The sequence below is a fragment of the Streptomyces sp. NPDC005866 genome (assembly GCF_040629895.1).
In the GTDB taxonomy this organism is placed as follows: domain Bacteria; phylum Actinomycetota; class Actinomycetes; order Streptomycetales; family Streptomycetaceae; genus Streptomyces.
In genome coordinates this window covers 137767-161009 of sequence record NZ_JBEXWP010000005.1, presented here as the reverse complement: position 1 = coordinate 161009, position 23243 = coordinate 137767, and the positions used below count along the sequence as shown (strand labels likewise).

The following is a 23243-nucleotide window of genomic DNA, read 5'->3' as shown; positions in this document are numbered from 1 at the left end:
CGACGAGGACACCGGCCACCAGCTGCGGAATTCGGCCGTCCACAAGAACACCAGTTCCCATAGGAATCTCCCAGAGTTCTCCGCACCGGTGAAGATCGAATCGTCGGCGAAGACCGAAAAGGATCCGAACGGATCGAAACGGGGAGGTCATGACCATGGTGAGCAGACAGGGGCTGTTGAGCGGAGCCGCGCTCGTGGGGATGGGCGCGGTGGCCGGCGTGGCGGTCGGCACGGGGAGCGCCGCGGCCGACGCCCCGCTGGACACGCCGTTCACCCCGGTCGCCGTACCGCATCTGGCGGAGGCCGAGCAGCTGGTGCAGTACCAACGGATGCTGGCCGCCGGCCATCTACCGACCGGGCTGGCCGGGCACTGGCCGCTGGACGGCTCCGGCACCGACCGCTCAGGCCTGGAGCATCCCGTCACGCTGGGCTCCGGAGCGAGCTGGACCAGTCTGCGGGCGGGCGGTGAACTGGGCTTCGACGGCACTTCCGGCGCGTACGCGGCCACCGGCTCCGTCCTGGATACCACAGCCCCGTTCACGGTCGCGGCCTGGGTCCGGCTCGCCGACGACGCCGTGCTGACGAACATGTACACGGCCGTGAGCCAGGACGGCGGCAGCGCCAGCCGCTTCCTGCTCCAGTACGACGACACGGCCGGGACCTGGGCCTTCAAGGTGCGCAGCGAGGACCAGAGCGCCAAGATCTCCGCGCTGGGCGCCACACCTGTCACCAAGTCCGGCGTCTGGACCCACCTGGCCGGCGTATGGGACGACGGCACGAGCATCAAGCTGTATGTGAACGGAACGATGGAAGGCAGCGCGGACACCACCCTGTCCTGGGCCGCGACCCAGGGCTTCAGCATCGGCCGGGCCCGCTGGGACGGCGCCTACGTGAACCGCTTCAAGGGCGCGATCGACGACGTCCGCGCCTACGGCCGTGCCCTGAGCGCCGCCGAGATCGGCCTGATCAGCGGCGCTACGGCACGCGCCAACAACGTCTATCTGATGAACGCGACGGCGACCGTCACCTGGGGCCGCCCGGACGACCTCGCGAGCTGGGTGGCCCGGGCCCGCTGCTCGTCCTTCGTCACGGCGCTGCTCAAGCACACCTACGGCTGGGCGACCGACGCCTACTTCCTCCAGTACTTCCAGGACAAGGGCCCGGAGGCCGCCGACTACTGCTCGGCCTTCCTGAAGAACAGCGGCGGCCCGCGCTTCCGTCCCATCCGCAAGGTCACCGACCTGCGGCCGGGCGACCTGATCGCGGTCGACTACAACGGGCAGGACACGGAGAACACCGGGCACATCGTGATGGTCCGCGAGGTCAAGGGGGTTGTCAGCGGAGTCGCCGACTTCCCTGACGAGACGCAGTACGCCGTCGAGATCATCGACTGCACCTCCGACCCGCACGGCGTTTTCGGCCTGAGCAGATACCCGCAGTACCCCGACACCCGCATGGTCAGCAACGTGGACGGCGAGAGCTTCCAGGGCGTCGGTATCGGCCACATGATGTTGTACGCCTCCAACGCCACGGGCGCGTTCTCCCGCTACCGCTGGAGCGTCAACTCGTCCGCGTCCACCGGCAGCCACACGGTCACCGACCGCCCGCTGGCAGCGGCCCGCATCGTCTGAGCCTGCGGCAGCCCTGCAGCCTGCCGCAGCCCGCTGCTGTCACCGCAGCCCGGCCGCCTCCGCCGCCGTCCGCAGCACATCGCGGAGCATCTCGGGGGTGAGGCGGCCGGTGAAGGTGTTGCGCTGGCTGACGTGGAAGCAGCCGAAGAGGTCCAGGCCACCGAGGTCGACCCGGGTGCCGTGGCCGAAGGCCGGACGGGGCCGGGGCACGCTCCAGCCGGCCTCGGCCAAGGCGGGCAGCGCGGCCTGCCAGCCGAAGGCGCCGAGCACGACGGCGGCGCGCAGCGTGGGACGCAGCAGCCTCAGCTCCTTGACCAGCCAGGGCCGGCACGTGTCGCGCTCCTCTGGGGTCGGCTTGTTGGCGGGCGGGGCACAGTGCACGGGCGCGGTGATACGCACGCCGTACAGCTGCAGGCCGTCGTCTGCGCGCACCGACGTCGGCTGCGAGGCGAGCCCGACGTCGTACAGCGCCTGGTACAGCACGTCGCCGGAGCGGTCGCCGGTGAACATCCGGCCGGTGCGGTTGCCACCGTGCGCGGCCGGGGCGAGGCCGATGATCAGCAGCGGGGCGTCGGCCGGCCCGAAGCCGGGCACGGGCCGGCCCCAGTACGTCCAGTCGGCGAACGCGGCACGCTTGGTACGTGCCACGTCCTCCCGCCAGGCGACCAGGCGAGGGCAGGCGCGGCAGGCACTGACGCGCTGATCGAGGCGGGTGAGGGGGTCCAACGGGGCGAGGGGGTCGAAGGAGGAGCGGTGCACAAGGTCCACGGTAGAGCCGGGCGGCCCGGCCGTGCGGGATCGATTCGGTCGATGCGATGGGCTGGGTGGGCGTCCGGGAAATCGGCTCCGTTTCTCTGGGCTCGGGGGGCTAAGGTCGGGACATGGCTTCTGAGGACGCGGGCGAGAGCAGGGCGCGCGAGAGCGGTGGGACCGAAACCACCGCCTCGGCCGTGCCTGCCGAAGGCACCGAGGCACCTGCCGCCCAGGCCCCCGAACCCGCTGTCGACCGCGCTGCCGTCGCCGCTGCCATCGCCGCCGCCGAGGCCGCGGGGCCCGCTCCCGGTGAGAACGTGCGGATCGACAGCTGGATCTGGGCCGTGCGCCTGATCAAGACCCGCTCCATGGGAGCCACCGCCTGCCGGGGCGGGCACGTCCAGGTGAACGGCGACCGGGTCAAGCCCGCCCACTCCGTACGCGTCGGCGACGAGGTACGGCTGCGCCACGAGGGGCGGGAGCGTGTCGTGATCGTGAAGCGTCTGATCCGCAAGCGGGTAGGCGCCCCGGTGGCCGCCCAGTGCTATATCGACAACTCCCCGCCGCCCCCGCCCCGCGAGGCCTTCGTCCCCATCGGCCTGCGCGACCGGGGCACCGGCCGCCCCACCAAGCGGGATCGCCGCGAGCTGGAACGGCTGCGCGGCCTCGGTGGGATGGGAGGCATGGGCGGGACGGGCCGGCCGAGCGGCGGGCGCCCCGACGGGCACTGATCCACCGGGGCCGACTCCACAGGGCTCGGCCGGGCCAGGCCCGGCTCCGCCCTCGCCTCGGCGGGCGCGGCCCGTCACACACGTGACCGCGCGAGTCCCCACAGGCGCGCGTTCTGTCCGCGCCGGGCCCAGGCGATCAGGGCCAGCGGCACGATCAAGATCAGTGGGGTCGCCGCGTACTGGCCGTCGAAGACGGTGAGCTGGACGATGAACGCGCCCACCATGAGCGCACTCAGCGCCATTGCCGCCACCGACTCCAGCACCGGTATCAACAGGGCGACGGCACCGGCCAGTTCGAGTGCGCCGATGGTGTACATGCCCGCACTGCCCCAGCCGATCCTGTCGAAGGAGTCGACGGCCGACGGATGGGCGATCAGCTTGGGCAGCGCGCTCGCGATGCCGTAGAAGAGAGCGAGCAGCACCTGCAACGTACGCAGGGCCAGGCGGGCACGGCGGCCGCGGGCCGTCGCCGACTCGGCGACGACGGGGGCGGCGGAAGCGGCCAGGGCGACGGAAGGGGTGGTCTTGGTCATCGGGTTCTCCTGGGGAAGCGGTCCCTGTTGCTGTCACAGAGGTAGACCGGCCGCCGACGGAAAACTCATCGACTGCCGCCAGCATTGCCTGGCGGCTCGCCATCTCTCGCTATGTCGCCGGTACCGCCCTCACCCACACCCCGTCCTCGGTCAGATACTCGGTCACCCCCAGTCCCGCCTGCGCGAGCGCCTCCTTGAACTGATCCTCGGTGAGTGGCCGGGCCAGGAACGTCTGTGTCCAGGTCGCGTCCGTGAACTCGTACTCCGCGCGCACCGAGTTCACCCCGTCCCCGGCCGGCTCCACGGACACGATCCGCACCGTGTAGCCGCTGGGGTCGACCCGCTCCCTCGGCACGTTCGAGTGGTAGTCCGGGCCCTCCCGCTGGATGAGCACGCACCCACCGTCCGCCACATGCGCCGCGCAGGTGCGCAGCATGCCCTGGCGCACCTCCACGTCCCCGGTGTTCACCAGGAACGACGCGAGCATCACCACGTCGAACTTCTCGCCCAGGTCGAGCCCTTCGATGGTGCTGCGTATCGTGCGCGCCCCGCGGACGCGCTCCAGCATCTCCGCCGACTCGTCCACCGCCGTGACCCTGAACCCGCGCTGCAGGAGCGCGTGGGTCATCCGCCCCACGCCACTGCCCAGTTCCAGGATGTGGGCACCGGCCGGGACCGCCGCCTGGATGATGTCCGGCTCGTCCGCCACGGCCAGACGCGAGTAGAGCTGCACCGCGCAGCCGTCCGGGGTGATCGCACCTGGCCCTGTTCCCTCGTGTCCCTCACGCATTTCAACCGTCATGCCCGAACAACGGCCCGCCGTCGCACGGCCGTTCCCGCACGACGACGGTTCACTCGTTCGAGTAGTCCATGGTCTGAGGGCAACTTTGCGCCGCCTAAGGGAAGTTGGCGGCACATCAGTAGAGGCCGGCGGCCGTCATCACCGTTCCCACGGGAACCACCCGTGCCCGAGATACCAGTGGCCGCCCGCCCGCAGATGGTCGCCGACCGCCCGCTCCACCGACGTGCGCCGGGGCAGGTCCCGTACGGGCAGGTCCGGGTCGCCGAAGACGAACCGGACCGCCGTGGTGTCGACCGGTTCCGTGTCCTCGTACCCGGGCCGGAACCGGTCCTGGAAGCGGACGATGTTCGAGTGCGCCGGCAGGTACCGCCTCAGCTGCGGGTCGAGCAGCCAGGAGTGGCAGGTCGCGATCGTGTGGTCCTCCTCGGGAAAGTGCCGGGGGAAGAACTCCCGCGCCAGGGCCAGTGAGCGATCGCAGGCGGTCGGGGCCAGCGGCCCGAGATAGTCCGGTATGTGCAGGTTCAGACAGGGCTGCCCCGGAGCCACGGACACGGTCTGGTCCGTTCCCGTCGCCGTGACCGCCCGCGCCGTGTGCTCGCCGAGCCGGGCCCGTTCGTACTGCAGCCGGCCCAGCTGGTACAGCTCGCCCCGGAAGTGGTGGATCAGCCAGGAAGCCTGGAAAGCCGACAGCCCTCCCTTGCCGTAGCGCCTGCGGTGCAGCGTCATCCCGCGCCCCAGGTCGGCGAGCGTGTGCCGGGACACGTCGGCGGGGACGCCCCGCGCGTGGTGGTAGGCGCGGGCTTGGGGCAGCGCGGCGAGGAAGACGTAGACCAGGAAGTACCCGTCCAGTGCGGCCGGAGCGGCGGCGGCGAGCTCACCGAGCCCGGACGGGCCGCCGGCCCTCGCAGTAGCGGCCGGGGCACCGGTCACTTCGCCGACGCATTCGGCGAGCAGCGTCCGTACTCCGGGATCGGCGGTCACGGTCCGCCGCAGTGCCACCACCTCGTTGATGTCCTCGTGCGGCACGGCGAGGTCGAGGAGCAGATCGGGCAGGTCGTCGGCGTCCGGCAGCACGGCGGGGTCCCCCTTGGTGAACGTCCTGGTCGAAGAGTACGTTGCAAGAGGAAGTGGTGATGCGCGATGCGTACGGGCAGTGAACCGGCGACCGCGCGCAGTGCGCTGCGGGCGCGGTTGTGGCTCAGTGTGTGGGGCGTGGCCTGGGCGATCTTCGGCACGGCGGCGTTCGCGCTCGTCGGCCGTCCCGGCTGGGCGGCCGCCTGCGGGGTGCTGTGGCTGGTGGCCACCGCCGACATGGCCATGATCCTCAGGCACATCAGGCAGGGCCCGCACTACCAGCCGGGCCGCGATGTGCCTGCGTACCGGCCGGCGGACAGTAGTCGCCCGCGGCGGCTGGGGCGCCCACCGCAGCACCGCCACCCGTGAGCAGGCGTCCGCTTGGGCGCCGTCGAACCGGGGCTGCCCTGGAAGCGTCCGCTCACGCGCCGTCGCAACGGGGGTGCGCTGAGGAGCGTCCGCTCACGTGCCGTCGTCGAAGCGGGCCGCCTTCAGATACTCCGGGTTCGGGTCCAGCGCGGCCGCCAGCCGGAAGTGGCGTATCGCGAGGTCGGCGCGGCCCTGGCGTTGGTAGGTGCGGGCGAGCGCGAAGTGCGCGAACGCGTTGTCCGGCTCGCGCTCCAGCACGATGGTGAACTCCAGCTCGGCGGGGCGCAGTTGCGCGGCCGCGAAGAAGGCACGCGCGCGCAGCAGCCGGGCGGCGGTGTTCTCGGGGTGCGCGGCGATCACTCCGTCGAGCAGTTTCACCGCGCCCCGCGGATCCCGTGCGTTGAGCAGATGCTCGGCGGCACGGAAGTCGATGACGTGCGTCTCCGGAGTACGTCCGGTCGAACCGCTGGTCTCGGGCACGGCAAAGTCCTTCCCTCACTGAAGCGGTTCAACGCCCGGACGGGTGCCCGCTATTTCGAAGACGCATGACCGCTAATTCGGACCGGACACCCGCGCCCGGCGCACGAGGTCGGCCCACACCTCCGCGACGCGCTGTTCGAGCACGTCCAGGGGCACATCGTTGTCGATCACGATGTCGGCGATCTCCAGGCGCTTCTCGCGCGTCGCCTGCGCGGCCATGCGCGCGCGTGCGTCCTCCTCCGCCATCCCCCGCAGCCGTGTCAGCCGGTCGAGCTGGGTCTCGGGGGCGACGTCCACGACGACCACGGCGTCGTACAGCGGCGCCAGGCCGTTCTCCGCGAGGAGCGGGACGTCGTTGACCACCACCGCGTCGGCGGCGGCCGCGTTCTCCAGCTCTCGGGAACGGGCCCCGACCAGGGGGTGCACGATCGAGTTCAGTATGGCGAGCTTCTCGGGGTCGGCGAAGACGATCGAGCCCAGCTTCGGCCGGTCCAGACTGCCGTCGGCGGCGAGCACATCCGGCCCGAAGGCCTCGACGACGGCCGCCAGGCCGGGGGTCCCCGGCTCGACGACCTCACGCGCGATGCGGTCCGCGTCGACCAGCACCGCGCCATGCCCGACGAGCAGCCGCGACACCTCGCTCTTGCCGGCGCCGATCCCGCCGGTGAGGCCAACTTTCAGCATGCCCCGAAGCTTAGGCCCTGCCACCGACACCGGCCCGGACAGGCCCTAGTTGTCGCCCTCCCGCTCCGCGAGGAACCGTTCGAACTCCAGGCCGATCTCGTCCGCCGAGGGGATCTCCACCGGCTCGGCGAGCATGTTGCCCCGGGTCTCGGCGCCCGCGGCGGCATCGTACTGGTGTTCAAGGCCCTGCACGAGGGCGGTGAGTTCCTCGTCGCCCTCCTGGATCTGGCTGTCGATCTCCGTCTGGGTGCGGTGTGCGTCCGTGCGCAGGGCGTGCGCGATGCCCGGGAGCACCAGGCCGGTGGCGCCCGTGATGGCCTCCACGACGGTCAGGGCGGCGTCGGGATAGGCAGAGCGGGCGATGTAGTGCGGGACGTGCGCGGCGACGCCCAGGACGTCGTGGCCGGACTCCATGAGGCGGTATTCGAGCAGTGCCTCGGCGCTGCCGGGCACCTGGGCCTCGTCGAAGGGGCTGCTGTGCCCCGGGACCAGGTCGGTGCGGTTGCCGTGCGGCGTGATGCCGACGGGACGGGTGTGCGGAACGCCCATGGGAATGCCGTGGAAGTTCACGGACAGACGGACGCCGAGCCGCTCCACGACCTGCCGTACGGCCGCGGCGAAGCGCTCCCACTCGACGTCGGGCTCGGGGCCGGACAGCAGCAGGAACGGCGCGCCCGTGGCGTCCTGGACCAGCCGGACCTCGATGGTGGGTTCCTCGTACTCTGTCCAGCGGTCCCGCTTGAACGTCAGCAGCGGGCGGCGGGCGCGGTAGTCCACGAGCCGGTCGTGGTCGAAGCGGGCGACGACCTGGTGGGGCAGCGAGTCGAGGAGCCGGTCGACGATCTGGTCGCCGGTCTCGCCCGCGTCGATGTATCCGTCGAAGTGGTAGAGCATGACAAGACCGGCCGACTCCTGGGCGAGCGCCATGTCTACGACGGCGAGGCCCTTCGGCTCCCATGCGTACAAACCCTGCGGATCAAGCACTGTGACCGCTCCTCCTCGTGTTCGTACGGGACAACGCGGCACAGGCCGCGGGCATTCCCGCCGACGCTCTGGTCAAGCGGACACTCACCGCATCCCTCATGCCGGGAGAGCGGGCACGCGCGCGTGTGCGGGCGTTCCGCACAAGGACACCGGATGACGCTTCCACGTGCGCGTGCTCGCACCCGCCCTACCCTGCTCGCACGCCGTCCTATGCGGACAGCACGCGCGCGTGCAGCGCGGTCACCGCCTTCCGCGCGGAACTGAACGCGCCGTGCTGCCAGGCGTCCATGTAGCTGAGCCAGTCGCCGGCGAAGTAGACCCGGCCGGTGGGCTCGTTGAGCGGCTTGTAGCGCACGTCGTCGGGACCGCCGGGGGTGTCGTGCCAGGCGGCCTCCAGATGGGGGGTCTGGCGCCAGTGGTGGGAGAAGGAGGAGACCAGCTCGGTGCGGTACTTGTCGCCGTAGATCTTCACACCGGCGGCCACCGCCCGCTGTTCGCGCCGGGCCGGGGTGAGTTCGGCGTAGGAGTCGGCGTCGTCGCCGTAGTTGTAGTAGCCGATGAGGACGCCCCGTTCGCCGTGGAAGCCGTACGAGGGGTGCCAGATGTGTGTGACGTCCTGGTCGGTCTCGGTGATGCCGCCGTAGATGCGGTGGTCCAGTTCCCACCAGCGGGAGCGGTATTCGAGGCCGATCTTGGCCGCGGACGACGGTGTGACGGCCTCCAGGGCGCTCTGTACGCCGGAGCCCAGGTTGTGCGGCACCTTGGCGAGGATGTTGGGCGGCATGGCGGCCACGCAGTAGTCGGCGTCGACGACCTTGGTGCGGCCGCCCTGGGTGTAGGTCACGGTGACGCCGTCACCCTTGTCGGTGATCTTGGACACGACGGCTCCGGTACGGACGCGGTGGGCGCCGATCGCCCGGGTGAGCGCCTTCGGTATCCGGTCCATGCCGCCGACCGGCTGGAACATCAGCATCGCCTGGTCGAAGCCGAACTCGAAGGAGAAGTAGCGCCCGACACCGCTCGCGAACACCTGGGAGGCGGCCGGGACATCGCCGAGGAGCACCCCGGGCGTGCCCGCGGCGGCCGGTACGGTCGTGTATCCGCGCCGCTCACCGCCCTCGTACGTCAGTTTGTCGCCGAGTTCACCCCAGTCCTTGAGGAACTCGACGAGCCGTTCCTGGTCGGTGGCCGTCAACTCCTTGTCCAGGGCTCCCTTGTTCGTGGCCTTGGCGAGCAACTCCGAGACATAGCCGTACACATCGGCCTTGGCGGTGCGGTAGCGCGCGGGCTTCGTCATGCCGGCGGACTCGTTGTAGAGGTACGCGTCGGCGTTGGTGTTGGTGAAGACCTCGATGGGGACACAGAGTTCACGGCAGTAGTCGAGCGTGATCATCCACTGCGGTATTCGGGCCGGCCCGGCGTTCATGTAGTGGCCGTCGGCGAATCTCGCGGTCTGCGTGTGGCCGTAGAGGTCGGTGGTCGAGTCACCGCCGCGCACGGTGAAGTTGCGTCCGCCGGTACGGTCCCTGGCCTCCAGGATCGTACAGTCGTAGCCGGCCTTGCCGAGTTCGTACGCGGTCGCGAGGCCGGCGATGCCGCCGCCGAGGATGACGACCCTGGCGGCGGCGCGCCCGGTGAGGGTGAAGTCGCTTGCGCCGGGTGCCCGGAAGGGCTGTTCGCGCTGGGCGGCCTGGGCGGTGGGAGCGAGACCGAGGGCTCCCATCGTGGCGAACATGGTGCCGGCGCCGCCGGTGAGACCGACATTCCGCAGGAACGCCCGCCGGCTCGTCCCTGACCTGTGCTGAGGCTGTGCCATGCCTGGGCTCCTCTTCCGATCTTGAACGAAGACCGGGGAAGCCTCCCAGCGCCGCGTTACGGCCCAGCAGTTACTCGTGTATCTCACATGTTTCCAGGACCGCCGGAGCGACGGCAGCGCCAACCCCCCAAGGCGCGCGGGGAATTGCGCGACCAGCCCCACACCGTGCCCCCCAAGGGGCGCGGGGAACGGCACGACCGACCCCACACCGCCCGCAGCCAAACGACACCCGGCAGCCCCCCAACGCCAAGGGGCCGTACCTCGAAAGGTACGGCCCCTCAGTTATCGGCTAAGCCCAGCGGCTAGCGTTCAGCTCTGCCCACCGGCCAGCTTCTCGCGCAGCGCGGCCAGCGCCTCGTCCGAGGCCAGGGCACCGGAGGTGTCCGCACCCTCGGAGGAGTACGAACCCCCACCCGACGACGCGGCCGGAGCGGCAGCCTCGCCACCCTCGGCGGCAGCGGCAGCGTCGGCCTCGCGGCTCTTGATGACCTGCTGCTGGTGCTGCTCGAAGCGCTGCTGCGCCTCGGCGTACTGGTGCTCCCACGCCTCCCGCTGGGTCTCGTAGCCCTCGAGCCAGTCGTTGGTCTCGGGGTCGAAGCCCTCGGGGTAGATGTAGTTGCCCTGGTCGTCGTACGAGGCAGCCATGCCGTACAGGGTCGGGTCGAACTCGACCGAGGCCGGGTCGGCACCGAAGGACTCGTTGGCCTGCTTCAGGGACAGCGAGATCCGGCGGCGCTCCAGGTCGATGTCGATGACCTTGACGAAGATCTCGTCGTTGACCTGGACGACCTGCTCCGGGATCTCCACGTGGCGCTCGGCCAGCTCGGAGATGTGGACCAGACCCTCGATGCCCTCGTCGACGCGCACGAACGCACCGAACGGAACCAGCTTCGTGACCTTGCCGGGCACGACCTGGCCGATCTGGTGGGTGCGGGCGAACTGCTGCCACGGGTCTTCCTGGGTCGCCTTCAGCGACAGGGAGACACGCTCGCGGTCCATGTCGACGTCGAGGACCTCGACGGTGACTTCCTGGCCGACCTCGACAACCTCGGACGGGTGGTCGATGTGCTTCCAGGACAGCTCGGAGACGTGGACCAGACCGTCGACGCCACCCAGGTCCACGAAGGCACCGAAGTTGACGATCGAGGAGACCACACCGGAACGGACCTGACCCTTCTGGAGGGTCGTGAGGAACGTCTGGCGGACCTCGGACTGGGTCTGCTCCAGCCAGGCACGGCGGGACAGGACCACGTTGTTGCGGTTCTTGTCCAGCTCGATGATCTTGGCCTCGAGCTCCTTGCCCACGTAGGGCTGGAGGTCGCGGACGCGGCGCATCTCGACCAGGGAGGCCGGGAGGAAGCCACGGAGGCCGATGTCGAGGATGAGACCACCCTTGACGACCTCGATGACGGTACCGGTGACGATGCCGTCCTCTTCCTTGATCTTCTCGATGGTGCCCCAGGCACGCTCGTACTGGGCGCGCTTCTTCGAGAGGATCAGGCGGCCTTCCTTGTCCTCCTTCTGGAGAACAAGGGCTTCGATCTCGTCACCGACGGCGACGACCTCGTTCGGGTCGACGTCGTGCTTGATCGAGAGCTCACGGCTCGGGATGACACCTTCGGTCTTGTAACCGATGTCGAGGAGAACCTCGTCCCGGTCAACCTTGACGATGACGCCGTCGACGATGTCGCCATCGTTGAAGTACTTGATCGTCTCGTCGATAGCGGCGAGGAAGGCTTCCTCGTTACCGATGTCGTTGACCGCAACCTGCGGGGTGGTGGCGGTGGTCTCGGTGCTGCTCGTCATGTGGGAAAGGGCTCCGGTACGGACATTGAAGTCGTAGGTACTGCTACGCCGGGAGCCCGTATCGCTCTGATGAAGCCGGACAGCCAAGGAAGCGCCACACAAAACCACTGGTGGCGCCTCGAAAACCGAGGGGACATACAACAGATGCGAGCGCAGCCTGCTACGTCTGAGGTGCGCAGGCCCGCAGCGCAACTTGTAGCATACGGGGGCAGCCGGACAGGGTCAATGCGCGAAGGCGCACACCCGGGGCGGATCGCCGCATTCCCGGCAGAAGAACCGTCCCACGAGGCCACGCAGGCCTGAAAGACATCGTCCGTGACACACCCGTGACGGGGTTGCACGGAAGAGTACGACGAGGGAGCCGATCATCCAAGAGCCCGATTCGTTCGACCTCGAAGAGACCGGGGCAGAGACCGGACCAGAGAGCGGGACAGAGGCCGAACCGGAAGCCACCCGGCGTGCCGCCGGGGTCGCGGAGAGCAGCCGGGCCAACCGGGGCTGGTGGGACCGCAACGCCGACGAGTACCAGGTCGAGCACGGCACGTTCCTGGGCGACGACCGTTTCGTGTGGGGCCCCGAGGGCCTCGACGAAGTGGAGGCGGAGCTGCTCGGCCGGCCGGAGGACCTCAAGGGCAAGGACGTCCTGGAGATCGGCGCCGGCGCGGCCCAGTGCTCGCGCTGGCTGGCCGCCCAGGGCGCCCGCCCGGTCGCCCTGGACCTCTCGCACCGCCAACTCCAGCACGCGCTGCGTATAGGCGGATCGTTTCCCCTTGTCTGTGCGGACGCGGGCGCGCTGCCCTTCGCCGACGCCTCCTTCGACCTGGCCTGCTCGGCGTACGGCGCGCTCCCCTTCGTCGCCGACCCGCGGCAGGTGCTGCGCGAGGTGCGGCGGGTCCTGCGCCCGGGAGGCCGTTTCGTCTTCTCCGTGACGCACCCCATCCGCTGGGCGTTCCCCGACGAGCCGGGCCCCGAGGGCCTCTCGGTCTCCGCCTCCTACTTCGACCGCACGCCCTACGTCGAGCAGGACGAGGACGGCCACGCGGTGTACGTCGAGCACCACCGCACGCTCGGCGACCGCGTCCGCGACATCGCCTCCTCGGGCTTCCGGCTCGACGACCTGGTGGAGCCGGAGTGGCCGGCCTGGAACACCGCCGAATGGGGCGGCTGGTCGCCGCTGCGGGGCAGTCTCCTTCCCGGGACGGCCATCTTCGTGTGCGAGCGGGACTGAGCGCACGCGCGCGAGGATGTTTCGCCGGCCGTACGACACTGGGGCCGTGATCCGTTACGACGCCCTGGACGCGCTGCCCGTACGGCAGGCCCTGCCCGGCCTGAACGACGCCCTGGAGGGGCACGGCACCGCCGTCCTCGTGGCACCGCCCGGCACCGGCAAGACGACGCTGGTGCCGCTGGCGCTGGCCGGGCTGCTGGACGAGAGGCCCGCGCGGCGGGTGGTCGTGGCCGAGCCACGCCGGATCGCGGCCCGCGCGGCGGCCCGCCGGATGGCCTGGCTGCTCGGCGAGCAGGTCGGGCGGAGCGTCGGCTACACCGTGCGCGGCGAACGGGTCGTGGGCCGGCACGCGCGCGTGGAGGTCGTCACGACCGGTGTGCTGTTGCAGCGCGTGCAACGCGACCAGGAGCTGTCGGGCGTGGACGTCGTCATCCTCGACGAGTGCCACGAGCGGCATCTGGACGCCGACACGGTGGCGGCCTTCCTCTGGGACGTACGGGAGACGCTCCGCCCGGAGCTGCGTCTGGTGGCCGCCTCGGCGACCACGGACGCGCAGGGGTGGGCGCGGCTGCTCGGCGGCGCGCCGGTGGTCGAGGCGGACGGCGTGTCGTACCCCGTGGAGGTGGTGTGGGCACCGCCGGCGCGTCCGGTACGGCCGCCGCACGGGATGCGCGTCGACCCGGCGCTGCTGACGCATGTGGCGTCCGTGGTGCGGCGGGCCCTGGCCGAGCGGCCGGGGGACGTGCTGTGCTTCCTGCCGGGCGTGGGCGAGATCGCGCGCGTGGCCGGCCAGTTGGGTGACCTGGGGGACGTGGCGGTGCTCCAGGTCCACGGCCGGGCACCGGCATCCGTCCAGGACGCGGTACTGGCGCCCGGCGACCGGCGCCGGGTGGTCCTGGCCACGGCGGTCGCCGAATCGTCGCTCACCGTCCCCGGGGTCCGGACGGTCGTCGACTCCGGGCTCGCGCGGGAGCCGCGGGTCGACCACGCGCGCGGGCTGAGCGCGCTGACCACGGTACGGGCGTCACGGGCGGCGGGGCGGCAGCGGGCGGGGCGTGCCGGGCGTGAGGCTCCGGGGGCGGTGTACCGCTGTTGGTCCGAGGCCGAGGACGCCCGTCGGACGGCCTTTCCGGCGCCGGAGATCAAGGTGGCCGACCTGACCGCGTTCGCGCTCCAGACGGCCTGCTGGGGCGATCCCGAGGCCGCCGGGCTGGCGCTGCTGGATCCGCCGCCGGGCGGGGCGATGGCGGCGGCGCGGGAGGTGCTGACGGCGATCGGGGCGGTCGACTCCGCCGGACGGGCCACGGAACGGGGGCTGCGGCTGGCCCGGCTGGGGGTGCATCCGCGGCTGGGACGTGCGTTGCTGGACGGCCCCGGCGGGGGCGCCGAGGTGGTCGCACTGCTGAGCGAGGAACCTCCGCGGGAGTACGGGGACGACCTGGCGGGCGCGCTGCGGGCCGCCCGGCGCGGCGGCGACGCCTACGCCGGGCGGTGGCTTGCGGAGGTACGCAGGCTCCGGGCGGACCACCAGGGCGCCTCGGCCGGCACGGTGGACGACCGCGCCGTGGGAGCCGTCGCCGCTCTCGCCTTCCCCGAGCGCGTCGCCAAGGCCGACGGCGGGTCGTATCTCATGGCCTCCGGCACCCGGGCCGAGCTCGGTGACGGCAGCCCGCTGCGTGGTGCCCCTTGGCTGGCCGTGGCCGTCGCGGACCGTCCTGTCGGCATGGGGCACGCGCGTGTGCGGCTCGCCGCGGTGGTGGACGAGGGCATGGCCAGGTCGGCGGCGGCTTCGCTGTACTCGCAGGAGCAGGAGGTCCGCTGGACGGACGGGGATGTCGTCGCGCGGCGCGTGGAACGCCTCGGCGCGATCGAACTCGTGGTACGGCCGCTGCGGGACGCCGACCCCGCCCTGGTACGCGCTGCGCTCCTCGACGGGCTGCGGCAGGAAGGGCTCGGGCTGTTGCGGTGGACGCCCGACGCGGCCGTACTGCGGCAGCGGCTCGCGTTCCTCCGGCTGCGCCTCGGGGAGCCCTGGCCCGACGTCTGCGACGACGTGCTGCACGCGCGCGTGGACGAGTGGCTGGAACCGGAGCTCGGCCGGGCCCGGCGCCGGGCCGATCTCGGGAGGATCGACGCCGGGGAGGCGCTCCGGCGGCTGCTGCCGTGGGCGATCGGGGAGGCAGGACGGCTGGATGACCTGGCGCCCGAGCGGATCGTCGTACCCAGTGGGTCGCGGATCCGGATCGACTACGGGAACCCGGAACAGCCCGTGCTCGCCGTGAAGTTGCAGGAGATGTTCGGGGCGCAGGAGTCGCCGGCCGTGGCCGGGGTGCCGTTGCTCGTGCATCTGCTGTCGCCCGCCGGGCGGCCCGTCGCCGTCACCGCCGACCTCGCCTCCTTCTGGAGGGAGGGGTACAGGGGGGTGCGGGCCGAACTCCGGGGGCGGTATCCGAAGCATCCCTGGCCCGAGGATCCCGCCGCCGCCGAGCCCACCCGGCACACGAACGCCAGGCTCAGGCGCTGACCGGCTCGGCAGGGGTGGACTGTGCGGGCTGCGGATCGGCGGGGCGGCGGCTGAGCGCCTCCAGGCAGAGGGAGAGGGCGAGCAGCGCGATGCCGAGGGACAGGAAGCCCCAGGGGAGACAGGAAGTCAGCATCAGGACGAGCGTGCGGTTGTGCTTGACCAGGGCGACCGTGTGCTCGGTGTAGTCCTCGCGCATCTTCACGTCGTCGGCGAAGGCGGTCACCTTGGCGCGGCCGCCCAGCAGGGTGCCGCCGCGCAGTTTCTCCTTGTGGGCCTTCTTCGCCTTCGTGGTGCCGTAGTAGAGGAGGGTGGCGTCCTTCGCCACCAGGACCATGTCCTGGTACTGGTTCGCGGGGATCTTGGCCAGGCGCGGGAAGGCGTACCAGCGCAGCAGCGGGGACAGCGCCGCGAAGAACACGGCGCAGGCGAGCAGGACCAGACTGGCCTTGCGGCGCATCTCGGCCTCCCGGGGCGGCGGTTACGGATGTGAAGGCACCGTCGTGAGCAGCGGCTTGGGGGACGTCTCCACGGCCGGCGACCCCAGGGCACCGATGGTGACGACCAGGGCGAGCGCGAGGGTGAGACCGGTCGCGGCGGCGATCAGGGCAGGCATACGGGGCCTCCCAGCGACCGAACGACTTCCTGATGGTTCGTCAGGTCCGGGCACCGTAGCAACGCGAGAGTGAGATGAGAACAGGTCGTACGACGGCGAAGGGCGCCGTCCCGGGTCGGCGGGAGGGCGCCCTCGGCGTCGTAGGACCGTGCATCAGGAGGTGGCGGAAGCGCTCGGGGAGGCAGAGGCCGACGCGGAGTCGGACGGGGACGGGGACGGGCTCGGCGAGGGGGCGGCCGCGGCGACCGTCAGTTCGACGGTGAGGCTCGCTCCGCCGGTGGTGGTGATGCGGAGAAGGAACGTGCCGGCGGTGTCGTCCGCGTACAGCTTGGGCAGCGTGAGCAGGCCGTTCGCGTCCGTCTGGAGGTCCGTGAGGGTCCGGACGGCGTTGCCGTTCGCGTCCTTGAAGTACGGGCCCTTGTCGTTCTCGCTGGTGTCGTCCGCCGACTTGATGAGCGTGGCGGTGGCGGCGACCTGGTCGGCGACGGCGCCCTGGTAGGTGGCCTTCGCCTGCACCTGGTCGGCGAACTCGCCGCCCGGGGTGCAGGTCGGCGCGGTGGTGCTGGCGAGGGCGAGGGTGTCGGCGGCGCGCGCGGTGACACTCGCGGCGTAGTCGACGCCCTTCACCGAACGGCCGACCACACTGGCGCGGACCGTGAAGTCGCCGGTCTTCTCGCCCGCCTGGAGCGCCGGTGCGACGGCGACGCCCTTGCTGTCGGTGGTGACCGTGGCGAGGCTCTCGCCGCCGGTGAAGGTCGCGTCCGTGTCCCCGACGATGGTGAAGCGGACGCGGACCTTGGCGACGGTCCGGCCGGCCTTCGTCTCCGCGCGCGTGCTGATCTTCTTGGTGAACGCGTCGCCGGCCATCGCTGTGAGCGTGGCGGTGCCCGCGTCCTCCAGGTGGTCCACGGTGTCGGTGGCCGTGGGCGGCAGGGACGGGGTCCCGCTCGGGCCGCCCGGCTTCGGCGGGTTGGGCTTCGGAGTGTTCGTACCCGGCGCGCTGGGCGACGGGGAGTCGCCGGAGCCCGAACCGCTGCCGGGCTTGTTGCCGTCGCTACGGTGCCTGGGCAGGGTGCCGGTGCCGTTCGGGATCGAGTGGCTGCCCTTGCGGTAGAACTCGTACCAGGACAGCACCAGGTTGAGGTAGTCCTGGGAACTGTTGTAGCTGAGGATCGCGTGGTTCATGTCCGCCTGGACGGACAGGTCCCAGCCGTTGCGGCACAGATAGTGGCCGGCGGCGAGCGCCGCGTCGTAGACGTTGTTGGGGTCCTTGACGCCGTCGCCGTTGCCGTCGCGGCCCGCCCACGCCCAGGTCGACGGGATGAACTGCATGGGGCCGACGGCCTGGTCGTACGCGCTGTTGCCGTCGTACTGGCCGCCGTCGGTGTCCTTGATGAGCGCGAAGCCGTTGCCGTCGAGCTGCGGGCCCAGGATCCGGTGGAGGGTGTTGCCCTCGGCGTCGACGTCGCCGCCGCGGGCCTGGCCTGACTCCACCTTGCCGATGGCGGCGAGCAGCTGCCAGGGCAGGTTGCAGCCCGGCACGGAGCCGCGCAGCTCCGCCTCGGCCTTCTTGTAGGCGTCCAGGACGGTGGCGGGTATGCCCGCCTCGGCCGCGCCCCGGGAGACGGCGGTGCCGATGCTCGACGAGGAGGCGGTGGGACTTGCGCTGGGGTTCGGGCTGTTGAGCGGCGGCAGGTCCGTGTAGTACGGGGAGTTGCCGGTGGCGCCGTCGACCGCGCCGGCTTCGTCGGGTGCGGAGGTGCTGGCGCCGGCGTTGGACTGCCGACCGGTGTCGCCGGCCGTCACGCCAGGTGCCTGGGACGCGGACAGAGCCGCTACCGCCAACGCGGCCGCGGCGGTCGTCGCCGCTCCCTTGCGCAGCCGCCTGCCGAATTGCGCCGCCATAAGGTGAACCCCTCCCGTGGACGCCTTCTGAGCGCCCGTCTCCGTCTGTCTGCTCGCCCCTGGTGTGACGGGTGGCCCGGTGCTGTGGTTGCCCCCTGTTACCTCGTTCAAGTGATGAGGTAGCGCGTCCGGTGGTGCACACCGGGGTGGCGACCCAGGCGACACTACGACAACTTCCATTCCGCGCACACCCGACAGTGCCCGATTTTCACCAGTTGGCCATTCCGCGTTGAACGATGGTGGCGTCGCGGGTACTTGTCGTACGCGATCGCGGTTCGGCGCTCCGGCCGACGACTGCTCCAGGGGCCCGGTGCCGTTCACTCTCAGCCACGCCGCCGCCGTGCTGCCCGCCGTGCGCGGCGACGGGACCGGGCGCGGGCGGCTGATGCCGCCGGTGCTCGTCGCGGGGTCCTTCGCCCCTGACCTCACCTACTACGCGGCGAGTGCCGTGCCGGACGCGATGGAGTTCGGCGAGTTCACGCACTCCTTCACCGGTGTCTTCACCGTGGACGTGCTCTTCTCCTGGGTGCTGGTGGCGCTGTGGATGCTGGTTCGGGAGCCGCTCGTGGCCCTCGTGCCCCTGGCCGGGCAGGGGCGGCCGGCGGCCCTGCTGCGCTGCGGGGCGCCACGCGCGCGTGCCGGCCTCTGGGTCGCGGCCCGTTGGTACGCCTCCGCCGTGCTCGGCGCGCTCACGCATGTCGTCTGGGACGCGTTCACGCACCACGACCGCTGGGGGACGCGGCTGATCCCGGCGATCGGCCGGAACGTCGCGGGGATGCCGCTGTACACCCTGCTCCAGTACGGCACTTCGGCGGTGGGTGCGGCCGTGCTCGCGGTGTTCGCGGTCCGCGCCGTACGGCGGGCCCCGGCCCGGGAGCCGGTGGGGGTGCCGCTGCTGTCCGTACGGGAGCGGTGGTCGGCCGGGGTCGGGATGGCCGGCTGCGCCCTGGTCGCCGCGGTGCAGCGGGCCACGCGGTGGTGGGCGTACTGGGGTTCGACGGCGAAGCCCTGGGAGCTGCTGCCCACGGTGCTCTTCGGAGCGGGTGCGGGGCTGCTGCTCGGGGTGCTGGGGTACGCCGTGGCGGTCAGGGTGTGGCGTCCGGCTCCGGTGGCCGGCGACGTGCGCCGGAATCCTTCGGCCGTTCGGTGAGGCTCGCCACGAACACGGGCATGGTGCGGGGGCGGCGGAGACCGGGGAGTGCGCTGAGGAGCAGCGCGAGATAGCTGCGAGCGAGGTCGAGCCACTGCCGCGGGTCGGGGCGGGTGCGGAGTCTCCGCCGGAGGCGGGTGGCCGCTCTGCGCATGGTGACTGCCAGGTCGGTGGGGATGCGGGCTGAGCTTGCGCCGGGTGCCTGGGGCGGGGCCGACGGGCCTCCCGTTACCTGGGCCGCGGCGGAGCGGGCCTTGACCGGGGGCCTGGTCTTGGGCGTCCGGCCGTGAAGCATGCGTATACCCATGCCCGCATCCTTGCCGGTGGCGGGGGCCGGGGCGTTCTGGCGGGGGCCAGCTGAGTGACGACAGCGGCCCCCGCTTCTTCCGCCGCGACGCGTGTGACCACGTCGGCGTCATCCGGCGGCGCCGGACGTCCCGGGACCGACGGGTTCGGCACCGTCGGGTACCACTGTCGTGGCGGAGCGCCGTCGCGGCGAAGAACGAGGGCCGCTGGGAGAAGGGGATGAAGCGCGGCCGCGGGCGTAAGCGGACAGGGTCCGGGGTGGCGGCAGAGGGCGCCACCCCACCGGTGTTCGCGCAGTGGCGCCCTCTGCCGGCTGCCGGGGCGACGGGACCTACGCCGGGTGGCAGCAGAGGGCGCCGCTTCACCGGCGTCGGGGAGCGGCGCCCCCTGCCGGCTGCCGGAGGGACGCGCCTGCCAGCTGCCGGGGCGAGCCGACCTGCGCCGGGTGGCGGCAGAGGGCGCCACCCCACCGGTGTTCGCGCAGTGGCGCCCTCTGCCGGCTGCCGGGGCGACGGGACCTACGCCGGGTGGCAGCAGAGGGCGCCGCTTCACCGGCGTCGGGGAGCGGCGCCTTCTGCCGGCTGCCGGAGGGACGCGCCTGCCAGCTGCCGGGGCGAGCCGACCTGCGCCGGGTGGCAGCAGAGGACGCCACGTCAGCGGCATCGGGGAGCGGCGCCCCCTGCCGGCCGCCGGGGGGACGCGCCTGCCGGCTGCCGGGGCGAGCCGACCTACGCCGGGTGGCGGCAGAGGACGCCACGTCAGCGGCGTCGGGGAGCGGCGCGCCCCCCGGGGCCCCGGGGGGCGCGTTCTCTCCCGGCTGCCGGACAGAGAACGCGCCCTCTGCCGGCTGCCGGGGACGTGGCCTGTGTCGGCTCTCGCCGCAGGCTAGTGCGCTGCCGATTCCCAGTCCGGGCCCACGCCCACCGAGACGTCCAGCGGAGCCCTGAGGTGGACCGCGGCGGGCATCTCGCGGCGGAGGATCGCCTCGACCTCGGCGCGCTCGCCGGGGGCGATCTCCAGGACGATCTCGTCGTGGACCTGGAGGAGCATCCGGGACTTCAGGTCCGCCTCGCGCAGCGCGCCGTCCACCTTAAGCATGGCGAGCTTGACGATGTCCGCCGCGGTGCCCTGGATGGGCGCGTTGAGCGCCATCCGCTCGGCCGCCTCACGGCGCTGGCGGTTGTCGCTGTTGAGGTCGGGGAGGTAGCGGCGGCGGCCGAAGAGCGTCGCCGTGTAGCCCGTCGCCCGTGCCTCGTCGACGACGCGGTGCAGATAGTCGCGGACTCCGCCGAACCGCTCGAAGTACGTGTCCATCAGGGCACGGGCCTCGCCCGCGTCGATGTTCAGCTGCTGGGAGAGGCCGAACGCCGACAGACCGTACGCGAGGCCGTACGACATCGCCTTGATCTTGCGGCGCATCTCCGCGTCGACGGCCGAGCGGCCGACGGAGAACACCTGGGAGGCGACCGTGGTGTGCAGGTCCTCCCCGGAGGTGAACGCCTCGATCAGGCCCTCGTCCTCGGAGAGGTGGGCCATCACACGCAGTTCGATCTGGCTGTAGTCGGCCGTCATCAGCGACTCGAAGCCCTCGCCCACCACGAAGCCCCGGCGGATCGCCCGCCCCTCGTCGGTGCGGACCGGGATGTTCTGCAGGTTCGGGTCGGTGGAGGACAGGCGGCCGGTCGCGGCCACCGTCTGGTTGAACGTGGTGTGGATACGGCCGTCCGAACCGACCGTCTTGATCAGGCCCTCGACCGTCACGCGCAACTTGGCCTGCTCACGGTGCCGGAGCATGACCACCGGCAGTTCGTTGTCGGTCTGGCCGGCCAGCCAGGCCAGCGCGTCGGCGTCGGTGGTGTAGCCGGTCTTGGTCTTCTTGGTCTTGGGCAGGGCCAGCTCGCCGAAGAGGACCTCCTGGAGCTGCTTGGGCGAGCCCAGGTTGAACTCGTGCCCGGCCGCGGCGTGCGCCTCCTTCACGGCCTGCTGGACCGCGCCCGCGAACATCTGCTCCATCGCTTCGAGGTGCGCGCGGTCGGCCGCGATGCCGTGCCGCTCCATCCGGGCGAGGAGCGCGGAGGTCGGCAGCTCCATGTCACGGAGCAGGTCCGCCGCGCCGACCTCCCGGAGCCGGCCCTCGAAGGCGTCGCCGAGGTCGAGGATCGCGCGGGCCTGGATCATCAGGGCCTCGGCCTCGGCGCCGTCGTCCGCGCCGAAGGCCAGCTGACCGTCGGCCGCGGCGGCCGGGGCCAGCTCGCGGTGCAGGTACTCCAGGGACAGCGCGTCCAGGTCGAAGGAGCGGCGGCCGGGCTTGACCAGGTAGGCGGCGAGCGCGGTGTCCATGCTGACGCCGTCGATGCTCCAGCCATGCTCGGCGAAGACCCGCATGGCCCCCTTGGCGTTGTGGAAAACCTTGGGCCTCGCGGCGTCGGCGAGCCAGGCCGCCCACGCGTTCTCGTCGGCCTCGTCGAGCTCGGCGGGGTCGAACCAGGCCGCCGCTCCCCCGGCCGCGGCCAGCGCGACCTCGGCGACCGAGCCGGTGCCCAGCGCCCAGGTGTCGACGGTGGCGACGCCCAGCGGCAGCGTGCCGTGCTCGGCGAGCCAGCCGGCCAGCTCGCCGGTGCCCAGGACCGTGCCGTCCACCTCCACGCCCTGCGTCGCGACCGGTGTGGACTCGGCCTCCTCGGCGCCCGGGTCGACGGCGAAGAGCCGCTCACGCAGCGATGGGTTGCGGATCTCCAGGGTGTCCAGGACCATCGCGACGGTCTTGCGGTCGTACGGCGCGCGCTCCAGGTCGGCGACCGCCTTCGGCAGCTCGACCTGGCGCTCCAGCTCGGTGAGCCGGCGGTTGAGCTTCACCGACTCCAGGTGGTCGCGGAGGTTCTGGCCGGCCTTGCCCTTCACCTCGTCGACGCGCTCCACCAGATCGGCGAAGGAACCGAACTGGTTGATCCACTTCGCGGCCGTCTTCTCGCCGACGCCGGGGATGCCGGGGAGGTTGTCGGACGGGTCGCCACGCAGGGCCGCGAAGTCGGGGTACTGGGCGGGCGTCAAGCCGTACTTCTCGAACACCTTCTCCGGGGTGAACCGGGTCAGCTCGGAGACGCCCTTCGTCGGGTAGAGGACCGTGGTGTGCTCGGTGACCAGCTGGAAGGAGTCGCGGTCGCCGGTGACGATGAGGACCTCGAAGCCCTCGGCCTCGGCCTGGGTGGCGAGCGTGGCGATGACGTCGTCGGCCTCGAAGCCCTCGACGGCGAAGCGCTGCGCGTGCATCGCGTCCAGGAGCTCGCCGATCAGCTCGACCTGGCCCTTGAACTCGTCCGGGGTCTTGGAACGGTTCGCCTTGTACTCGGTGAACTCCTCGGAGCGCCAGGTCTTGCGGGAGACGTCGAAGGCCACCGCGAAGTGCGTAGGCGCCTCGTCACGCAGGGTGTTCGCCAGCATCGACGCGAAGCCGTAGATCGCGTTCGTCGGCTGGCCCGTCGCGGTCGTGAAGTTCTCCGCGGGCAGCGCGAAGAACGCGCGGTAGGCCAGCGAGTGCCCGTCCATGAGCATCAGCCGGGGACGGGTACCGCCGGGGGTCTTGTCGGTCTTCTTCGATGCTGTGTCTGCCACGCCCCCGATCCTGCCACGCCGCACTGACAGTGCGGGCCGACGGTTCGGGTCGCCGTGAGATCGGCGCCGTCGCGGGACAGGTCCGAGGACGGGACAGCTCCGAGGAGGGGTACGGCCGGTTCGGCACCACCGGGCGGCGCCGCTTGGCAACAGGGAGACGCAAGCATTGCTCCCGTCCCTCCCAGGAGCCCGCCCTCCATCGTTGTCGGCGGCGCGTGCGAGTATCGGATGTACAGCACAGT

At 71.6% G+C, this 23243-nt stretch carries 19 protein-coding genes; 6 read left to right on the top strand and 13 right to left on the bottom strand.

The window, feature by feature from the left end; all coding sequences use genetic code 11:
- Positions 1 to 155 precede the first annotated feature (155 nt).
- A complete protein-coding gene (locus ABZ396_RS09680; RefSeq protein ID WP_358914375.1) occupies positions 156 to 1631 on the top strand; it encodes a LamG domain-containing protein in 1476 nt (491 codons plus the stop codon).
- A 39-nt stretch (positions 1632 to 1670) separates the two neighbouring features.
- Here the strand turns inward: ABZ396_RS09680 and ABZ396_RS09675 are convergent, their stop codons facing one another.
- Positions 1671 to 2357 carry a uracil-DNA glycosylase gene (locus ABZ396_RS09675; RefSeq protein WP_358914778.1) on the bottom strand — a complete coding sequence of 229 codons (687 nt, stop codon included), beginning with the start codon at positions 2355 to 2357 and terminating at the stop codon, positions 1671 to 1673.
- Positions 2358 to 2512: 155 nt separating this feature from the next.
- On the opposite strand from ABZ396_RS09675, the gene ABZ396_RS09670 reads away from it, so the two are divergent.
- Entirely contained in the window at positions 2513 to 3115 is a 603-nt protein-coding gene (locus tag ABZ396_RS09670; RefSeq protein WP_358914373.1) for an RNA-binding S4 domain-containing protein, read from the top strand.
- A gap of 74 nt (positions 3116 to 3189) precedes the next feature.
- Here ABZ396_RS09670 and ABZ396_RS09665 read toward each other — a convergent pair whose 3' ends face one another.
- The 3 genes from ABZ396_RS09665 to ABZ396_RS09655 form a co-directional block, all read right to left on the bottom strand.
- Positions 3190 to 3648 (bottom strand): DoxX family protein, encoded by a 459-nt coding sequence (locus ABZ396_RS09665; RefSeq protein ID WP_358914371.1) that lies wholly within the window; start codon positions 3646 to 3648, stop codon positions 3190 to 3192.
- A gap of 109 nt (positions 3649 to 3757) precedes the next feature.
- A complete protein-coding gene (locus ABZ396_RS09660) occupies positions 3758 to 4438 on the bottom strand; it encodes a class I SAM-dependent methyltransferase (protein ID WP_358914369.1) in 681 nt (226 codons plus the stop codon).
- Between the two features lie 150 nt (positions 4439 to 4588).
- The gene (locus ABZ396_RS09655; RefSeq protein WP_358914367.1) at positions 4589 to 5524 is read right to left on the bottom strand and encodes an acyltransferase domain-containing protein; all 936 of its coding nucleotides are present in this window, start codon (positions 5522 to 5524) and stop codon (positions 4589 to 4591) included.
- Positions 5525 to 5590: 66 nt separating this feature from the next.
- Here ABZ396_RS09655 and ABZ396_RS09650 point away from each other — a divergent pair, with 66 nt between their 5' ends.
- The gene (locus ABZ396_RS09650; protein ID WP_358914365.1) at positions 5591 to 5893 is read left to right on the top strand and encodes a DUF6343 family protein; all 303 of its coding nucleotides are present in this window, start codon (positions 5591 to 5593) and stop codon (positions 5891 to 5893) included.
- A gap of 93 nt (positions 5894 to 5986) precedes the next feature.
- Here ABZ396_RS09650 and ABZ396_RS09645 read toward each other — a convergent pair whose 3' ends face one another.
- The 5 genes from ABZ396_RS09645 to rpsA form a co-directional block, all read right to left on the bottom strand.
- A complete protein-coding gene (locus tag ABZ396_RS09645; protein ID WP_358914364.1) occupies positions 5987 to 6373 on the bottom strand; it encodes a tetratricopeptide repeat protein in 387 nt (128 codons plus the stop codon).
- Between the two features lie 72 nt (positions 6374 to 6445).
- Entirely contained in the window at positions 6446 to 7057 is a 612-nt protein-coding gene (coaE, locus tag ABZ396_RS09640) for a dephospho-CoA kinase (protein WP_358914362.1), read from the bottom strand.
- Between the two features lie 45 nt (positions 7058 to 7102).
- On the bottom strand, positions 7103 to 8041 hold the full coding sequence (locus ABZ396_RS09635) for a PAC2 family protein (RefSeq protein WP_358914360.1): 939 nt from the start codon (positions 8039 to 8041) through the stop codon (positions 7103 to 7105).
- 208 nt (positions 8042 to 8249) lie between these two features.
- The gene (locus ABZ396_RS09630; protein WP_358914358.1) at positions 8250 to 9857 is read right to left on the bottom strand and encodes a flavin monoamine oxidase family protein; all 1608 of its coding nucleotides are present in this window, start codon (positions 9855 to 9857) and stop codon (positions 8250 to 8252) included.
- A gap of 309 nt (positions 9858 to 10166) precedes the next feature.
- Positions 10167 to 11663: a 30S ribosomal protein S1 gene (gene rpsA, locus ABZ396_RS09625; RefSeq protein ID WP_358914356.1), complete on the bottom strand. Its 1497-nt coding sequence runs from the start codon at positions 11661 to 11663 to the stop codon at positions 10167 to 10169.
- Between the two features lie 364 nt (positions 11664 to 12027).
- On the opposite strand from rpsA, the gene ABZ396_RS09620 reads away from it, so the two are divergent.
- Positions 12028 to 12891 carry a class I SAM-dependent methyltransferase gene (locus tag ABZ396_RS09620; protein WP_358914776.1) on the top strand — a complete coding sequence of 288 codons (864 nt, stop codon included), beginning with the start codon at positions 12028 to 12030 and terminating at the stop codon, positions 12889 to 12891.
- Positions 12892 to 12937: 46 nt separating this feature from the next.
- On the top strand, positions 12938 to 15415 hold the full coding sequence (hrpB, locus tag ABZ396_RS09615; RefSeq protein WP_358914354.1) for an ATP-dependent helicase HrpB: 2478 nt from the start codon (positions 12938 to 12940) through the stop codon (positions 15413 to 15415).
- On the opposite strand, the gene ABZ396_RS09610 is transcribed toward hrpB, so the two are convergent.
- From ABZ396_RS09610 to ABZ396_RS09600, 3 genes are all read right to left on the bottom strand, one after another.
- Positions 15405 to 15872 (bottom strand): porin PorA family protein, encoded by a 468-nt coding sequence (locus tag ABZ396_RS09610; protein WP_358914352.1) that lies wholly within the window; start codon positions 15870 to 15872, stop codon positions 15405 to 15407. The two genes, hrpB and ABZ396_RS09610, sit on opposite strands and share 11 nt — an antisense overlap.
- 21 nt (positions 15873 to 15893) lie before the next feature.
- On the bottom strand, positions 15894 to 16028 hold the full coding sequence (locus ABZ396_RS09605) for an SPW_0924 family protein (RefSeq protein WP_358914350.1): 135 nt from the start codon (positions 16026 to 16028) through the stop codon (positions 15894 to 15896).
- A gap of 153 nt (positions 16029 to 16181) precedes the next feature.
- Positions 16182 to 17933, bottom strand: coding sequence for a lytic transglycosylase domain-containing protein (locus ABZ396_RS09600; RefSeq protein ID WP_358914348.1), 1752 nt, complete (start codon positions 17931 to 17933; stop codon positions 16182 to 16184).
- A 310-nt stretch (positions 17934 to 18243) separates the two neighbouring features.
- Between ABZ396_RS09600 and ABZ396_RS09595 the strand changes: the two genes are divergently transcribed.
- Positions 18244 to 19083: a DUF4184 family protein gene (locus tag ABZ396_RS09595; RefSeq protein WP_358914347.1), complete on the top strand. Its 840-nt coding sequence runs from the start codon at positions 18244 to 18246 to the stop codon at positions 19081 to 19083.
- A gap of 1191 nt (positions 19084 to 20274) precedes the next feature.
- Here ABZ396_RS09595 and polA read toward each other — a convergent pair.
- Positions 20275 to 23001 carry a DNA polymerase I gene (polA, locus tag ABZ396_RS09590; protein WP_358914345.1) on the bottom strand — a complete coding sequence of 909 codons (2727 nt, stop codon included), beginning with the start codon at positions 22999 to 23001 and terminating at the stop codon, positions 20275 to 20277.
- Positions 23002 to 23243: the final 242 nt, after the last annotated feature.

Bases quoted from the DNA above. Each gene is read 5' to 3' on its own strand.
- ABZ396_RS09680 (WP_358914375.1), top strand. From the start codon at position 156: ATGGTGAGCAGACAGGGGCTGTTGAGCGGAGCCGCGCTCGTGGGGATG.
- ABZ396_RS09670 (WP_358914373.1), top strand. From the start codon at position 2,513: ATGGCTTCTGAGGACGCGGGCGAGAGCAGGGCGCGCGAGAGCGGTGGG.
- ABZ396_RS09665 (WP_358914371.1), bottom strand. From the start codon at position 3,648: ATGACCAAGACCACCCCTTCCGTCGCCCTGGCCGCTTCCGCCGCCCCC.
- ABZ396_RS09660 (WP_358914369.1), bottom strand. From the start codon at position 4,438: ATGCGTGAGGGACACGAGGGAACAGGGCCAGGTGCGATCACCCCGGAC.
- ABZ396_RS09650 (WP_358914365.1), top strand. From the start codon at position 5,591: ATGCGTACGGGCAGTGAACCGGCGACCGCGCGCAGTGCGCTGCGGGCG.
- coaE (WP_358914362.1), bottom strand. From the start codon at position 7,057: ATGCTGAAAGTTGGCCTCACCGGCGGGATCGGCGCCGGCAAGAGCGAG.
- ABZ396_RS09630 (WP_358914358.1), bottom strand. From the start codon at position 9,857: ATGGCACAGCCTCAGCACAGGTCAGGGACGAGCCGGCGGGCGTTCCTG.
- rpsA (WP_358914356.1), bottom strand. From the start codon at position 11,663: ATGACGAGCAGCACCGAGACCACCGCCACCACCCCGCAGGTTGCGGTC.
- ABZ396_RS09610 (WP_358914352.1), bottom strand. From the start codon at position 15,872: ATGCGCCGCAAGGCCAGTCTGGTCCTGCTCGCCTGCGCCGTGTTCTTC.
- ABZ396_RS09605 (WP_358914350.1), bottom strand. From the start codon at position 16,028: ATGCCTGCCCTGATCGCCGCCGCGACCGGTCTCACCCTCGCGCTCGCC.
- ABZ396_RS09600 (WP_358914348.1), bottom strand. From the start codon at position 17,933: ATGGCGGCGCAATTCGGCAGGCGGCTGCGCAAGGGAGCGGCGACGACC.